Source organism: Streptomyces kaniharaensis (assembly GCF_009569385.1).
In the GTDB taxonomy this organism is placed as follows: domain Bacteria; phylum Actinomycetota; class Actinomycetes; order Streptomycetales; family Streptomycetaceae; genus Kitasatospora; species Kitasatospora kaniharaensis.
In genome coordinates this window covers 2,580,824-2,594,833 of the sequence record NZ_WBOF01000001.1, presented here as the reverse complement: position 1 = coordinate 2,594,833, position 14,010 = coordinate 2,580,824, and the positions used below count along the sequence as shown (strand labels likewise).

The 14,010-nt window shown below is 74.4% G+C and carries 17 protein-coding genes; 4 read left to right on the top strand and 13 right to left on the bottom strand.

The features are described from left to right. Positions 1 to 4 precede the first annotated feature (4 nt). The 3 genes from pdxR to F7Q99_RS11805 all read right to left on the bottom strand — a co-directional run bounded on the left by pdxR (position 5) and on the right by F7Q99_RS11805 (position 2,572). Complete coding sequence (gene pdxR, locus F7Q99_RS11815) at positions 5 to 1,432, bottom strand: MocR-like pyridoxine biosynthesis transcription factor PdxR (protein ID WP_153461193.1); 1,428 nt, start codon at positions 1,430 to 1,432, stop codon at positions 5 to 7. Between the two features lie 73 nt (positions 1,433 to 1,505). After that, positions 1,506 to 2,033, bottom strand: a complete 528-nt coding sequence (locus F7Q99_RS11810) for an STM3941 family protein (RefSeq protein WP_326846561.1) — start codon at positions 2,031 to 2,033, stop codon at positions 1,506 to 1,508. A 74-nt stretch (positions 2,034 to 2,107) separates the two neighbouring features. Continuing rightward, positions 2,108 to 2,572, bottom strand: a complete 465-nt coding sequence (locus F7Q99_RS11805) for a carboxymuconolactone decarboxylase family protein (RefSeq protein ID WP_153461192.1) — start codon at positions 2,570 to 2,572, stop codon at positions 2,108 to 2,110. 74 nt (positions 2,573 to 2,646) lie between these two features. Here F7Q99_RS11805 and sigJ point away from each other — a divergent pair, with 74 nt between their 5' ends. Together sigJ and F7Q99_RS11795 are read left to right on the top strand one after the other, a co-directional pair. Beyond that, positions 2,647 to 3,531 carry an RNA polymerase sigma factor SigJ gene (gene sigJ / locus F7Q99_RS11800; protein WP_153461191.1) on the top strand — a complete coding sequence of 295 codons (885 nt, stop codon included), beginning with the start codon at positions 2,647 to 2,649 and terminating at the stop codon, positions 3,529 to 3,531. Between the two features lie 47 nt (positions 3,532 to 3,578). Further along, positions 3,579 to 3,815: a hypothetical protein gene (locus F7Q99_RS11795; RefSeq protein WP_407697772.1), complete on the top strand. Its 237-nt coding sequence runs from the start codon at positions 3,579 to 3,581 to the stop codon at positions 3,813 to 3,815. Between the two features lie 3 nt (positions 3,816 to 3,818). Here F7Q99_RS11795 and F7Q99_RS11790 read toward each other — a convergent pair whose 3' ends face one another. From F7Q99_RS11790 to F7Q99_RS11780, 3 genes are all read right to left on the bottom strand, one after another. Beyond that, positions 3,819 to 4,739, bottom strand: a complete 921-nt coding sequence (locus F7Q99_RS11790) for an undecaprenyl-diphosphate phosphatase (protein ID WP_153461190.1) — start codon at positions 4,737 to 4,739, stop codon at positions 3,819 to 3,821. Positions 4,740 to 4,871: 132 nt separating this feature from the next. Further along, positions 4,872 to 5,060 carry a hypothetical protein gene (locus tag F7Q99_RS11785; RefSeq protein ID WP_153461189.1) on the bottom strand — a complete coding sequence of 63 codons (189 nt, stop codon included), beginning with the start codon at positions 5,058 to 5,060 and terminating at the stop codon, positions 4,872 to 4,874. Between the two features lie 159 nt (positions 5,061 to 5,219). Next, positions 5,220 to 5,987: an NRDE family protein gene (locus F7Q99_RS11780; RefSeq protein ID WP_326846560.1), complete on the bottom strand. Its 768-nt coding sequence runs from the start codon at positions 5,985 to 5,987 to the stop codon at positions 5,220 to 5,222. 162 nt (positions 5,988 to 6,149) lie between these two features. Between F7Q99_RS11780 and F7Q99_RS11775 the strand changes: the two genes are divergently transcribed. Next, a complete protein-coding gene (locus F7Q99_RS11775) occupies positions 6,150 to 6,650 on the top strand; it encodes a carboxymuconolactone decarboxylase family protein (protein WP_153461187.1) in 501 nt (166 codons plus the stop codon). Between the two features lie 12 nt (positions 6,651 to 6,662). Continuing rightward, positions 6,663 to 7,475: an isocitrate lyase/PEP mutase family protein gene (locus F7Q99_RS11770; RefSeq protein ID WP_153461186.1), complete on the top strand. Its 813-nt coding sequence runs from the start codon at positions 6,663 to 6,665 to the stop codon at positions 7,473 to 7,475. A gap of 52 nt (positions 7,476 to 7,527) precedes the next feature. Here the strand turns inward: F7Q99_RS11770 and F7Q99_RS11765 are convergent, their stop codons facing one another. The 7 genes from F7Q99_RS11765 to F7Q99_RS11740 all read right to left on the bottom strand — a co-directional run bounded on the left by F7Q99_RS11765 (position 7,528) and on the right by F7Q99_RS11740 (position 13,980). Further along, entirely contained in the window at positions 7,528 to 8,649 is a 1,122-nt protein-coding gene (locus F7Q99_RS11765; RefSeq protein ID WP_326846559.1) for a cytochrome P450 family protein, read from the bottom strand. Continuing rightward, positions 8,613 to 10,064, bottom strand: a complete 1,452-nt coding sequence (locus F7Q99_RS41045) for a cytochrome P450 (protein ID WP_230210192.1) — start codon at positions 10,062 to 10,064, stop codon at positions 8,613 to 8,615. The genes F7Q99_RS11765 and F7Q99_RS41045 overlap by 37 nt, the downstream gene beginning before the upstream one ends. Then, the gene (locus tag F7Q99_RS11760; protein ID WP_153461184.1) at positions 10,061 to 10,702 is read right to left on the bottom strand and encodes a GTP-binding protein; all 642 of its coding nucleotides are present in this window, start codon (positions 10,700 to 10,702) and stop codon (positions 10,061 to 10,063) included. The genes F7Q99_RS41045 and F7Q99_RS11760 overlap by 4 nt, the downstream gene beginning before the upstream one ends. Further along, on the bottom strand, positions 10,680 to 11,027 hold the full coding sequence (locus tag F7Q99_RS11755) for a DUF742 domain-containing protein (protein ID WP_326846558.1): 348 nt from the start codon (positions 11,025 to 11,027) through the stop codon (positions 10,680 to 10,682). Before F7Q99_RS11755 ends, F7Q99_RS11760 begins: the two co-directional genes overlap by 23 nt. Then, positions 11,024 to 11,437 carry a roadblock/LC7 domain-containing protein gene (locus F7Q99_RS11750; RefSeq protein ID WP_153461183.1) on the bottom strand — a complete coding sequence of 138 codons (414 nt, stop codon included), beginning with the start codon at positions 11,435 to 11,437 and terminating at the stop codon, positions 11,024 to 11,026. The genes F7Q99_RS11755 and F7Q99_RS11750 overlap by 4 nt, the downstream gene beginning before the upstream one ends. After that, positions 11,421 to 12,686, bottom strand: a complete 1,266-nt coding sequence (locus F7Q99_RS11745; protein WP_230210577.1) for an ATP-binding protein — start codon at positions 12,684 to 12,686, stop codon at positions 11,421 to 11,423. The genes F7Q99_RS11750 and F7Q99_RS11745 overlap by 17 nt, the downstream gene beginning before the upstream one ends. A 166-nt stretch (positions 12,687 to 12,852) precedes the next feature. Beyond that, positions 12,853 to 13,980, bottom strand: a complete 1,128-nt coding sequence (locus F7Q99_RS11740) for a SpoIIE family protein phosphatase (protein ID WP_153461181.1) — start codon at positions 13,978 to 13,980, stop codon at positions 12,853 to 12,855. Positions 13,981 to 14,010 lie beyond the last annotated feature (30 nt).

The window sequence follows — 14,010 nt, the reverse complement described above, 5'->3', positions numbered from 1 at the left end:
CCCCTCACGCCTCGTGCAGCAGCTCGCAGAGCGCTTCCAGCGCCGCCGGGAAGGCGTGCTCCGGCGGCGTGCCGTAGCCGATGACCAGCGCCGGTGGCGCGTCGGGTGCCGGGCCTGCCGGCTCGGCGCGATGCCAGGCGAGGCCGTCGAGGGCGAGGCCGGCGGCTGCGGCGCGGGCGAGGAGGTCGGCTTCGGACGTGGAGCCGGGCGGCAGTTGGAGCACGGCGTGGAGGCCGGCCGCGATGCCGGTGACCCGGACGTGCGGGGCGTGTTCGGCGAGGGCGGCGACCAGCCGGTCCCGGCGGCGCCGGTAGTGCAGGCGGCAGCGGCGGACGTGCCGGTCGTACGTGCCGGAGGTGATCAGTTCGGCGAGGGTGAGCTGGTCGAGCACCGGCGACATGCTGTCGGCGAGCTGCTTCAGCCGGGCCACCGGCTCCACCAGCGCGTCGGGCAGAGCGAGCCAGGCCAGCCGCAGGCCGGGCGCGAGGCTCTTGGCGGCCGTCCCGGCGTACACCACGCGTTCCGGGTCGAGCGCCTGCATCGCGCCGAGCGGCTGCCGGTCGTAGCGGAACTCGCCGTCGTAGTCGTCCTCGATGACGTACCCGTCGTGCTCGCGCGCCCACCGCACCGCCGCCGCCCGCCGTTCGGCGGCGAGCGGTACGCCGGTGGGGAACTGGTGGGCGGGGGTGAGCAGGACGGCGCCGGGGCGGGCGTCGAGCCGGTCGACCCGGGCCCCGGCCTCGTCGAGCGGGAGCGGCACGGTGGTGAGCCCCGCGGTGCGGGCGACGGCCAGTTGCGGCGGCAGCCCGTACGCCTCGACGGCGAGGGCGCGGGCGCCGCGCTCCCGGAGGGCGGCGCAGAGCAGGCCGAGCCCCTGGGTGACGCCGCTGCAGATGAGCAGGTGGTCGGGGTCGGTGCGGACGCCACGGGCGCGCGCCAGGTAGTGGGTGAGCGCCTGCCGCAGTTCGATCCGTCCGAGCGGGGTGCCGTAGCCGAGGGCGTCGTGCGGCGCGGCGGCGAGGGCCCGGCGGGCTGCGGCGAGCCAGGCGGAGCGGGGGAAGAGCGAGACGTCGGGCCGTCCGGGCGTCAGGTCGTGCCGGACGGCCCGCTGCTCCGCCGCCGGCCGGGCCTCCTGCCGTCCGGCCGACGGTGCGGCCCTCTCGGCGACGGTGGTGCCGGAGCCCTGGCGGGAGGTGAGCCAGCCTTCGGCGGTGAGCTGCCCGTACGCCTCGACGACGGTGTTCCGGGCGATCCCGAGGTCCTCGCCGAGGACGCGGGAGGACGGCAGCCGGGTGCCGGGCCCGAGCCGTCCGTCCTGGACGGCCTCGCGCAGCGCGTCCTCCAGGGCCGCGCGCAGCCCGGCTCCGGCGGCGCGCCGTTCGGTGAGGTCGAGGTGCAGGTCGCCGCCGAAGGTGGTCCAGGAGGTGCTCATGGAGGCCGTTCTGTGGGCGGGGGCAGCTGTCGCGGGGTCCGCATCGGGATTATCCCGCGGGCCCCGCGAGGGGTCAGCCGTGCTCGCCCAGCCGGGGGTGGTAGCGGTGCATCGCGGCGACGACGTCCTCCAGACGCGCGGTGACGGTCGTGGCGGGGATGCTCGCCGGGCCGAAGCCGAGGCTGCGGTTGGCGGCGGCGGTGGCCCGGACGACACGGGGTGCGCGGACCAGGTAGGCGGCGGGGTCGTGCAGGACGACTTCGATGAACCGCTGGACGCCGGACTTGATGCGCATCTCGCGGATCCGGACGGCGGCGATCTCGGTCCAGGCGATGCGGCCGAGTTGGACGTGTTCCAGACCGTGTGCGTCGAGGATCAGATCGGGCCGGTTGCGGATCAGGCGGCGGACGAGCAGGACGGCGCAGGCACCGAAGAACGGCGCCGCCAGCGCACCGCCGATCGTCCCCTTGACGGTGGCGTGTTGCATGAGCAGGACGACGCCGCCGACCGTGAAGGCGGTCGAGGCGAGCAGCATCAGCAGGGTGGTGCGTCTCGTCATCGCGTACACGGTCGGCGGCAGGGGCTGTGGTTCGTTGGTCACGGCCGGTCAGAGTAGGGCCCGGAGGCGGGTCGGCGCATCTCATATGTCGGGTGCGCCGCCCCGCCGACGGGGGATCAGTTCCAGGTGGCGCCGGCGGGCTCCTCGATCGTGGTGTTGATGCGGTTGAAGAAGTTGGTGAGGCTGATCATCAGGATGATCGCGGAGAGCTGCTCCTGGTTGAAGTGGTCGGCGGCCTCGTCCCAGACGTCGTCCGGGACGGCCTTGCCGCTGCGGTCGGCGATGCGGGTGGCGGCCTCGGTGAGGGCGAGGGCGGCGCGCTCCTCGTCGGTGAAGAACGGGGCCTCGCGCCAGGCGGCGACGGCGTGCAGGCGCTCGTCGGTCTCGCCGTGCTTGCGGGCGCCCTCGACGCCGGCGAAGACGCAGGCGCTGCACCCGTTGATCTGGCTGGCCCGCAGGTGGACGAGCTCCAGGATCTGCGGGGACACGCCGCCCTGGTACATGGCCTTGTAGATGGCCTGGATGCCCTTCATGGCGTCCGGCAGGACCAGGGCGGGGTTCTTCATGCGAGCGGTGGTCATCTCGTGCTCCTCGTGGTCTTCGTCGGTTAGCGTCCGTCACTGGACCGACGGATCCCGACACGAGGATGTGACAGATGGGCGGGGAATTTCTTCTGGCGGAGCGCTTCGAGGCGGAGCGGCCCCAACTGCGCTCGGTGGCCTACCGGATGCTCGGCTCGCTCGCCGAGGCCGAGGACGCCGTCCAGGAGGCGTGGCTGAGGCTGAGCCGCAGCGACGTGAGCGACGTGAGGAACCTCGGGGCGTGGCTGACCACCGTGGTCGGCCGGGTCTGCCTGGACCAGCTGCGCTCGCGCACCTCGCGCCGCGAGGAGCCGCTGCCCGAGCAGGACGGGTCGGTCCGGCTGCCGGACCCGGTCGTCAGCGGGCTGGCCGCGCTCGATCCGGCGCAGGAGATCCTGGTCGCGGACTCGGTCGGGATCGCGCTCATGGTCGTCCTGGAGACGCTCTCACCGGCCGAACGGCTGGCCTTCGTCCTGCACGACCTGTTCGACGTGCCCTTCGACGAGATCGCGCCCGTCCTCGGCCGCACCTCGGCCTCCACCCGGCAGCTGGCCAGCCGCGCCCGGCGCCGCGTCCAGGGCGTCACCCCGGCCGCGGACACCGACCTGGCCCGCAAGCGCGAGGTGGTGGAGGCCTTCCTGACCGCCTCACGCGGCGGCGACTTCGACGCGCTGCTCACCGTCCTCGACCCCGGGGTGGTGGCCCGTTCGGACGGCGGCGCGCTGGTGCCGAGCATCCTGCGGCGCGGCGCGGCCGACGTCGCGTCCCAGGCGATCACGTTCGCCCGCTTCGCGGCCGACGCCCGCCCGGTGCTGGTCAACGGCTCGCCCGGGGTGGTGTCCTTCGCGGAGGGGCGCCCGCTGTCGGTCATGTCCTTCACGATCCGCGACGGCCGCATCACCGGCCTGGACATCCTCACCGACCCGGAGCGGCTGGCGACGCTCGGCCTCACCGTCTGATCGCCTGAGACACCGGGTGGCGGGCCGATCGCCCGACCCGCCTCCCGGTGTCAAATCCGACGCCGCACCCGGGCGCCTCGCTGACCGAACCGGCCGTCCTGGCCGGCTCGATGGCCGACCTGCCGGCGACGTACGTCAAGTGCCTGCTGGACTGGCCGGAGCCGTACGGCAACGTCGTCGAGCTGCTGGAGAGCGAGCACCGGCGGCTGGTCGAACTGGACGCCGGGCACTGGCCGATGTTCTCCACGCCCGGCGAACTCGCCAGTCTCCTGCTGGAGTTGTGAGCCTCAGACCGACAGGTAGACCGCGCTGCCGACGCCGGCGACGAAGCAGTAGATCGCGAACGGCGTCAGGCTGCGGGTCTCGAAGTACTTGGTGAGGAAGCGCACCGAGACGTATCCGGCGACGAAGGCCGCGATGCTGCCCGCCACGACCGGGCCGAGGACGGCGGAGTTCTCCGGCTTGAACAGCTCGGGCACCTTCAGCGCCGAGGCGGCGATGATCACCGGGGTGGCGAGCAGGAAGGAGAACCGGGCGGCGTCCTCGTGGTGCAGGCCGCGCAGGATGCCGGCGCTCATCGTGACGCCGGAGCGGCTGATGCCGGGGAACAGGGCGAGGATCTGGGCCGCGCCGATCCACGCGCCCTGGCGGTAGGTCAGCCGGGCGAGCCGGTGGTCGGAGGCGACCGCCGGGTCCATGCCCGGCACCTCGGGCAGCGGCGCGGCGTGGCCGGCCCGGCGGCGCCCGGAGCCGCCGCGCTTGAGCCGCTCGGCGCCGAGCAGCACCAGCCCGTTGAGCGCGAGGAAGACCGCGGCGGGGACGGGCTTGCCGAGCGCGTGCCGCAGGGCCTTCTCCAACGCGAGGCCCGCGACGCCGACCGGGATGGTGGAGATGATGAGCAGCCAGGCGAGCTTCTCGTCCCGCGTCCGGACCCGGCGGTGGCGGATCGAGGTGAACAGGCCGCTGATGACCCGGATCCAGTCCCGGTAGAAGAAGACCACCAGCGCGAGCGCGGTGGCCAGGTGCAGGCCGACGAGGACGGCGAGGTAGGACGAGCCCTCAGCGGTCATGTCGAGGTCCTGCTGGATCCTGCCGCCGATGATCGCCGGCAGCAGGATGCTGTGGCCGAGGCTGGAGACCGGGAAGAGTTCCGTCACACCCTGCAAGAGGCCGACGCCTATCGCTTCGGGGTAGGTCAGGGTGGACATCGCGCACCTTCGCTCGGGGACCTGATCAGGGGATGTCCCAGCGAAGCTACTACCGCCGTGTAGACGCCCGGCAGGCCTGCCGCCGGAAGTTCACCGAGTGGACGCCTGTGCGACATCCCGGCCACCCGCCGCTCAGATCGGGGCCGCGTGGACGGCCCGGGCGTACGAGATCAGCAGGTGCACCCCGGCGGCGATCAGCGCGGTGGACGGCACCGCCCAGTCGGTCGCGCCGCTGAGCACCAGGACACCGGTGACGGCCAGCGCGGTGCCGGTCACCAGAAGTGCGGCGGGCAGCGCACCGGCGAGGCGGCGGTGGTTCATCGGGATCTCCTTCGTGGTCGACGGACATCACGATGCAACCTCCCGCTGGGTCAGGTTCAAGTGCTTTTGCCGGCAGGTCGTTTCCTGGCAGCTTGTTGCCTTGTTTCCCGCCTCCGGTGTTTCCCGGCCCGGGGTCCCCGGTTCGCCCGCCCCCGGACCTCAGCCGAGCGGCACCCGCCGCCACGCGTCGCCCCCGGCCGGCACCGGGGCCGGCCCGAAGTCGTAGCGCAGCCGGTCCGGCCCGACGGCGAGCAGCGAGATCGAGGACGAGCCCCAGAACCGCCCGTCGCCGAAGTCGCGCCGCTGGATGAGCGCCGCGTCGTCGTCCAGCGCCAGCCCGTCCCCGGAGACGATCGGCAGCCAGGCGCCCCAGGCTGCCTCGGTGGGCCCGTCGCCGGCCGGTTCGGGGCGGGGTGCGGCCGCGAAGCGGGCCCGGAAGCGGTCGGCGCGGGCGGCCATCAGGGCGTGGATCCGCTCGGAGGTGGTCCGGCTCCCGGCGAGGCCCTCCAGCCCGTCGTTGAGGACCACGCTCAGGCCCGTCGGCAGGTCGCTCTCGGTCAGCCGCCCGTGGCCCCAGCTGGCGACGCGGGCGCCGTGCGGCCCGACCAGGACGAGGTGGAAGGGGTCGTACGGGGTGAGGTCGAGGTGGCCGATGCCGCCTTCCCGGACGGCGACGAGCGGCAGTTCGCCGCGGGAGAGCCGGGTCTCGGCGGGGGCGGGCGGGCCGAAGCCGTTGAGCAGGCAGGCGGCGACCCGCCGCTCGGGGTCGACGGCGAGCCAGGTGCCGCCCGCGGCGAGGTCCAGTCCGCCGATCAGGGACGGCCGGTCCGGCCAGTGGTGGTCCGGCGGCAGCCAGCGGCGTCCGAGGTACTCGTCCCGGACGGAGAGCAGCAGGACGGGTACCGTCGCCTCCGGCTTGATGCTCACGAACGCCGTACACACGATCCTGGCCCCTGACCTCGTCCTGCCAGCGATCCTCGCACGTCCGTTCGCCCACCGGAACGGCCGGGCCGTCGCCGGAATTGGCCCACATATCCTGGCGCCGAATGCACCAGGCCGGCGGGCCACTCCCCGCCTAGGCTGGCGCTCATGACGACGACGAACGACACCGTGGCCGCGGCCGGGACCGCGGACGCCCCCGTGCCCGCCCCCGCGAGGCGGCTTTCCGTCCCGGAGCTCGCCTCCGACTACTACCAGGCCATGGTCGCCGTGGATCGCGCCTCACGGACCGGCCTCGACCCGAAGCTCGCCGAGCTGGTCAAGGTCCACGCCTCGATGATCAACGGCTGCGCCTTCTGCATCGACATGCACGCCACCGACGCCGCGAAGAACGGCGAGCAGGACCACCGCCTGCTCTCCCTCCCGGCCTGGCGCGAGACCCCGTGGTTCACCGCGAAGGAGCGGGCCGCGCTCGCGCTCACCGAGTCCGTCACCCTGCTGACCCAGGGCCACGTGCCGGACGCCGTGTACGACGAGGCCGCCGCCCACTTCGAGGAGGCGGAGCTGGCCCAGCTGATCGCGCTCATCGCCACCATCAACGCCTGGAACCGCATCGGCGTCACCTCCCGGCTCAGCCCGGCCGCCAGGTAGGGGGAGCGGCAGATGACGGGCATCCAGCAGGAGAAGGCGCGGCTCCTCCGAGAGCTGCACCGCCCCGGCGAGCCGCTGGTGCTCGCCAACGCGTGGGACGCGGTGAGCGCCCGCCTGGTCGCCGCCGCGGGCGCCCGGGCCGTCGCGACCGCCAGCGCGAGCGTCGCGTGGACGCTCGGCAGCCCGGACGGCGGCGGAGCCGACCGCGAGCAGGTGCTGGCGCAGACCGCGCTGGTGGTCCGCGCGGTGGAGCTGCCGGTCACGGCGGACCTGGAGAGCGGCTACGCGCCGACGGCCGCCGGCGTCGGCGAGACGGTGGCCGCGCTGCTGGCCACCGGCGCGGTCGGCGTCAACCTGGAGGACGAGGGCCGCCCGCTCGCCGAGGCGGCCGAGCGGATCGCCGCGGCCCGGGCGGCGGCGGACGCGGCGGGCGTCCCGGCGTTCGTCAACGGGCGCACCGACGTGTTCCTGCACCAACTCGGCGAGCCGGAGGGCCGGCTGGACGAGGCGGTGCGCCGCCTGCGGGCCTACGTCGAGGCGGGCGCGGACGGCGTGTTCGTCCCCGGCGTGGCCGACCCGGCGACGATCGCCGCGCTGGTCGAGGCGGTGCCCGCACCGCTCAACGTGCTGGCCGGGCCCGGCTCCCCGTCCGTCCCGGAGCTGGCGAAGCTCGGCGTCGCCCGGGTCAGCCTCGGCCCGGGCCTCGCGAAGGCGGCGTTCGCCGCGGTGCGCCGGGCCGCCGAGGAGGTGTACGCGAGCGGCACGTACACCGCCCTCGACGGCGGGCTGACCTACCAGGAGCTCAACGGGCTCTTCCGGGACTGACCGTACGGGGGTCGGTCAGTACGGGCCGCGGCCCTGCCGAGGCCGGGGTGGCTCAGACCGTCACCCGCAGGCTCCGCACGCTGTTGCTGACGAACGAGGCGATCGGCTCCGGCTCCTCGCCCTCCGCGAGGGCGAGGCCCGGGAACCGCTCGAACAGGTGCCGCAGCGCGGTCTCCGCCTCCAGCCGGGCCAGCCCGGAGCCGAGGCAGAAGTGCGGGCCGTGGCCGAGCGACAGGTGCCGGTTCGGCCGGCGGGTGATGTCGAAGCGGTCGGCGTCCGGGTGGTGGCCGCCGTCGCGCCCGGCCGCCGCGTACGAGGCGAGCAGCGCCTCGCCGCGCCGGATCACCACGTCCCCGACCGCGATGTCCTCGGTCGCGTACCGCAGCGGGAACTGCCCGACCGGGGAGTCGTGGCGCAGGGTCTCCTCGACCACCGCCGACCACGGCTGCCCGCCGGCCAGCACCAGCCGCAGCTGGTCGGGGTGGGCGAGCAGGGCCCGGACGGCGTTGGTGATCAGGTTGAGCGTGGTCTCGTGCCCGGCGACCAGCATCAGCAGCAGGGTGCCGACCAGTTCGGCCTCGCTGAGCCGCTGCTGGTCGAGGCGGTGGCCGGCCTCGCGGGCGGCGATCAGGTCGGTGGTCAGGTCGTCGCCGGGCTCGGCCCGCTTGGCCTCGACGACGGACGCCAGCAGCGCGTTCAGCGACTGCCGCGCGGCGACGGCGGCCGCCGGGCTGGCCGCGCTGGAGACCAGGGTGTCGGACAGCTCGTGCAGTTCGTCCAGCTGCTCCCGCGCGAGGCCGAGCAGGTCGCCGATGACCTGCATCGGCAGCGGGTAGGCGAAGTGCGCGCGCAGGTCGAACGGGCCGTCCAGCTTGGCGACTTCGTCGAGCAGCGCGACCGTCCTGGCCTCGATCGCGGGCGCCAGGGCGGCGATCCGGCGCGGTGTGAAGGCCTGGCTGACCAGCCCGCGCAGCCGCCGGTGGTCCTCGCCGTCCGCGGTGATCATGCCGGGCACGGTCACGAAGCCGAGCAGCGGCCAGCCCTCCGGCAGCCGGCCCTCCCGGAACTCCGTCCACAGCTGCGGGTTCTTGCCGACCCGCGGGTCGGCGAGCAGCGTCTGCAGGGCGTCGTGGTGGGTTATCGCCCAGACCACCACCCCGCCAGGGAGCTCCACCGGGACCGTCGGGCCGGCGTCCCGGAGCCGGGCGTTCTCTCTGTGCTGGTCGCGTCCGAAGGGGTCGAGCCGGACGGGCTGAGGGCGAAGTCCACGGGGAGCGGCGGCGGTGTCCATGCGGTCCTCTCGGGGGCTGGCGGACGGGGCGGGGTGAAGGCGCTGTAGAGCACCGGCAGGCCGAGCAGCGCACGAGACCAGGGCGACGGACGCCAGGCCAGCTCGCCCGGCGGGACGGCCAGTTGGAGGTCCGGCAGCCGGTGCAGCAGGGTCTCGACGGCGGTCTCGACGATGATCCGGGCCGGGTGCTGGGCCGGGCAGACGTGCCGGCCGGCGCCCCAGGCGAGGTGGGCGCGGTTGCCGCCGAGCGAGCCCTGCGCGGCGGAGGCGGCGCCCTGGACGGCCGGGTCGGCGTTGGCGGCGGCCAGGCCGAGCACCAGCATGTCCCCGGCGCTGATGTACTGGCCGCCGAGCACGGTGTCGGTGGTGGCCCAGCGGCCGGGGAAGTTCTGCGTCGGTGGGTCGCGCCAGAGCACCTCCTCCAGCGCGTCGGAGACGGTGAGCCGGCCGCCGGTGAGGGTGGCCCGGAACCGGCGGTCGGTGAGCAGCAGCCGCAGCGTGTTGCCGGTCCAGTTGATGCTGGTCTCGTTGCCCGCGACCATCAGCACGACCAGGTGGTGCACCGCCTCCTCGTCGGTCAGCGCGGCCGGGTGGGCGAGCAGCCAGGAGGTGAGGTCGGCGCTGGGGACGGCCCGGCGGCGGCGGACGAGGTCGACCAGGATGGCCTGGAACTCGGCGCTGGCGCGCACCGATTCGGCGCCGCTGTCCACGAAGTGGCTGATCAGCTCGACGAGGTGCGGACCGGCCTCGGCGGGCAGGCCGACCAGCTGGGTGAAGACCAGCAGCGGCAGCGCGCGGGCGTACTGGGCGATCAGGTCGGCGGTGCCGTCCGGGCCCCAGCTGTCGATGAGATCGTTGGCCGCGGCCTCGGTGGTCTCGCGCAGCTGGCGGTGGTCGATTTGGGCGAGCGTGTCGGCGACGGCGGCGCGCAGCCGCTGGTGCTCGGCGCCGTCCAGGTTGAGCAGGGTGGGGCGCCAGGAGGTCATCGGCAGCAGCCGGGAGTCGGCGGCCAGCCGGCCCTCGGCGGGGACCCGCCAGCGGCGCGAGTCCTTGGAGAACAGCGCCTCGTTGCGGGTGAGTTCGAGCAGTTCGGCGTAGCCGAGGACGAGCCAGGCCTCGACCCCGGGCTCCAGCTCGATCGGCGCGACCGGGCCGTGGCGGGCGCGCAGCCGGGCGTACAGGCCGTGCGGGTCGTCGGCGACGGCGGCGCCGTGCAGCGGGGTCAGCGGAACCCCCGTGGGCAGGCCGCCGTGCGCGACGGGGCACCCCGGGGCCGTCCCCGGCTCGGGGGCGGTCATCCCTGCAGCTCCAGGACGGACATCCGGTGCAGGTGGTCGACGAAGTCGATCAGCAGGTCGTACGACTGGCGGCGGTCGCGCGCGTCGCAGTAGAGGATCGGCACCTCGGGCAGCACGTCGAGCGCCGAGCGCAGCTCCTCCTCCGGGTAACCCGGCGTGTCCGGGAAGGTGTTGACGGCCACCGCGAACGGGATCCGCTGCTCCTCCAGCCGGCCGAGCACCTCGAAGCTCTCGTCCGGTCGGCGCAGGTCGACCATGGCGATGGCGCCGAGCGCGCCGCGCGAGAGGTCCTCCCACAGCGGCCAGAACCGCTGCTGCCCGGGAGTGCCGAACAGGTACAGCGCGAGCCGCGGGTTGAGCGTGATCCGGCCGAAGTCCAGCGCGACCGTGGTGGTGGTCTTGTCCCCGCGCCCGGTGAGGTCGTCGACGCCGCTGCTGGCGGCCGTCATGGTCTCCTCGGTGCGCAGCGGGGCGATCTCGCTGAGCGAGCCGACCAGCGTGGTCTTGCCCACCCCGAACGGGCCGGTGACCAGGATCTTCACCGCGCCCTGGACGGAGGACGGCAGGTACTGCGGTTCGGACGGCCCCCCGGCGGGGGCTTCGGCGGAGCGGGCTTCAGCGGAGTTGGCGGAGGCCAACGAGCACCTCTTCCAGGAGGGTTGTGGGCAGGCGTTCGGCCTGCGGGACGGGCGGGAGCACCTGGACGGCGCCGAGGTCCCAGAGGTCGCCGACCAGCACCTTGACGACGCCGAGCGGCAGCCCCAGATGGGCCGCCACCTCGGCGATGGACAGCAGACTCCGGCAAAGGCCGAGGATCCGCCGGTGCTCCCGGTTGAGCAGCGCGTGCTCCGGGAGCTCGGACAGCTCCGGTAACGCGCTGACCAGGCTCTCGACGGCCAGCTCGGCCCGGGTGGACCGGCTGCGGCCCCCGGTGATGACGTACGGGCGGACCGGCCCGTTCACCGCGTGCCCCCCGCCGCGTGATCGACCCGCGGCGGGCTGGTGAGGTGGGTGCCGATCCGCTCGACCAGGACCTGCATCTGGTAGGCGACCAGGCCGGCGTCGACCGCCTCGCCGGCCACCACGGCCAGGTGCGCGCCGGCTCCGGCGGCGACGATGAACAGGTAGCCGCCGCCGTACTCGACGATGATCTGCCGGGTGGCGCTGCCCGGGCCGCCGAAGCCCGCCGCGACCCCGCGGGCCAGCGACTGCAGGCCCGAGCAGGCGGCGGCGAGCCGCTCGGCGTCCTCGCGCACGATGCCCGCGCTGCGGCCGATCTCCAGGCCGTCGTTGGAGACGACGACGGCGTGCTGGACCTCGGGGACGGAGACGATGTCGGCGAGCAGCCAGCCGAGATCAGGGGTGGTGGTCATGGAACTCTCCGAAGCGCTGGGGGTGTTGGGGGAAATCGGGGTGGGAGCGGTCGGTCTGGGCCTGCGCCCGGGCGGCCGAGCGGCCGTTGGCGGTGCCGGCCTGGAACATCGCCATGAACGCCTGCGCCTCCCGGGCCGAGCGGTACGGCGGGGCGGGCGGGGGAGCGGCGTGCTGCGCGGGGCGGTCGGCGCCGCGCCGGTGGCTCCGGCGGGGCAGCGGCGGCGGGGTGGTCCCGCCGGCTGCCGGGGGAGGCCCTGCGGGCGGTGGAGTCTCCACCAGGGGGTGGCCGCCCGCCGCGGGAGACTGGCGGGGGCCGGCGTGGAACGCCCGGTCGTCCGGCCCGAGACCGGGGACGGTGGGCGGCAGCGGTTCGGTGAGCAGGGCGTTCGGCAGCAGCACGACGACCCGCACGCCGCCGTACGGTGACGGCGCCGAGCTGAGGGTGACGCGGAAGCCGTACTGCTCGGCGAGCCGGCCGACGGCGGCCAGACCCAGCTGCGGGACCTCGCCCAGCCGGGACACCTCCAGCGTGCTGCCGCCGGCGAGTGCGGCGGCGGCCTTGGCGACGGCCTGTTCCGGCATGCCGACACCGCCGTCGTCGATCTCGATGACGGCGCCGTTGTGCACCGGCATGAGCGTGACGAAGACCTGGGTGCTGGGCGGGGAGTAGCGGGTGGCGTTGTCCAGCAGTTCGGCGACCGCGTGGATCAGCGCCTCGGCGGCGGCGCCGACCACCGCGGTTTCGATCCGGCTGCGCACCATGACGCGCTGGAACGGCAGGATGCGCGACTGGGCACCGCGGACGACGTCCTCCAGCGAGACCGGTTCGGGCCAGTGCCGGCCGGCCCGCGCACCGCACAGGACGGCCAGGGTCTGTGCCAGCCTGGCCTGTTGGGCGGCGGCGTGGTCGGCCTTGAGCAGGCCCTCCAGGAGCGACGGGTCGTCGTGGGTGCGCTCCATCTCGTCGAGCAGGGCCTGCTGGTCGTGGGCCATGACGAGGATCCGGCGGGCGACGCTGAGGAAGGCTCGCTGGGTGGAGGCGGTGAGCTCCTGCTCCTGCTGAACGGCGGCTAGTTCGGCGCCGCGGCGGGAGAGTTCGACGGTCAGCTGCTCCTGGAGCCGCGCGACGTCGCGACGCAGCCGGTCGGCCCGGCGGCGGTGGGTGACGGAGACGGCGTGGTAGCGGGCGGCGGCCACGAGGGCGAGAACGGCGAGCGCGCCGGTTGCCGTTACGCACCACTGAGTCATCGTCACGCCGCGCATTCTAGGGTGATGATCCTACGAAGGGGTGACGGGATCGCGCCATGTTGACCGGATCTCGTCAATATCTGGTCAATACGGCGTCATTCCAACCTCGTTCGCCCCCGATCCGGAGTGTCCGGCGGGCCGGCTCCCTCCTTGCTTCGGTCGGTGGTCAGCCGGCCAGTGGCGCCCCAGCCGTCCCAACGCGCCGCACCAGCACCAGTGTTCGGTCGTCCTCGACGTCCCGCGCCACCGTCCGGACCAGCCGCTCGGCCGCGCCCCGGGACAGCTGCTGCTGCGCGCGGTGGGTCCGCACCACCGGCTCCGCGGCAGCCAGCAGCCGGCCCACCCCCTCGTCCAGATCCCGGCCCGGCACCTCCACCAGACCGTCGCTGAACAGCACCAGCGAATCCCCGTGCGCCAGACGGCCGGTCGTCGCCGGATACGGCGCACCCGGGAGCAGGCCCAGCGCCGGGCCACCGGGCGCGGACAGCTCCCAGCCGCCGCCGTCCGCCCGGCAGTAGCGCGCGGGCGGCGGATGGCCGGCGTTGAACAGGCGGTAGTCGCCGGTCGCCGGGCGCAGCGCGAGATGGACGGCCGTCGCGAAGTGGTCGTCCCAGCCCATCCGGACCAGGTGATCGTTGGCCGCCGGCAGGAACGCCTCAGGCGGCACCCGGCCCAGCAGCATCCCGAACGCGCCCGACAGATGCGTCGAACGGGCGGCGGCCCGGCTGCCCTTGCCCGACACGTCCACCAGCAGCAGCTCCAGCAGGTCGTCCTCGGGGCGGTGGGCGCAGAGCAGGAAGTCCCCGGAGAACGAGGTGCCGCCGGCCGGAGCGACCGCGCTGTCGAAGTGCCAGTCCAGCAGGCGGTCCGGCAACCGGGCGAGGGTCCGGTTGTGCTCTGCCAGCTCCAGCAGCATCGAATCCCCCTGGGTGCCGCGCAGGCCCAGCCGGTGCCGGAACCGGTTGGCCACCAGCACCGTCGCCCCCGTCGCGATCAGCACCACCGTCACCCCGACCCGCACCGCGTGCGGATCCTGCACCACGGCCCCCAGCAGGCTGCCCGCCAGCGCCGCACACACCAGCACCAGCAGCCGCCCGCGCGGCAGCACCATCCCGCCGACCACCAGCGGCAGCACCAGCGCCGACGGCGGCCAGCTGTAGGGGAGCGCTATCGGCAGCACGCTGAGCACCACCGTCAGCGCCAGCATCACCACCAGCGCGCCCCGCCCGGCCCGCGCATCCCCGTCCAGCACCCGCCGATACCAGCGCCGCACCCTCGCTATCAGTGCGGGCACCTGGACCTCCGCGAAACGGTGGGCGGTCCC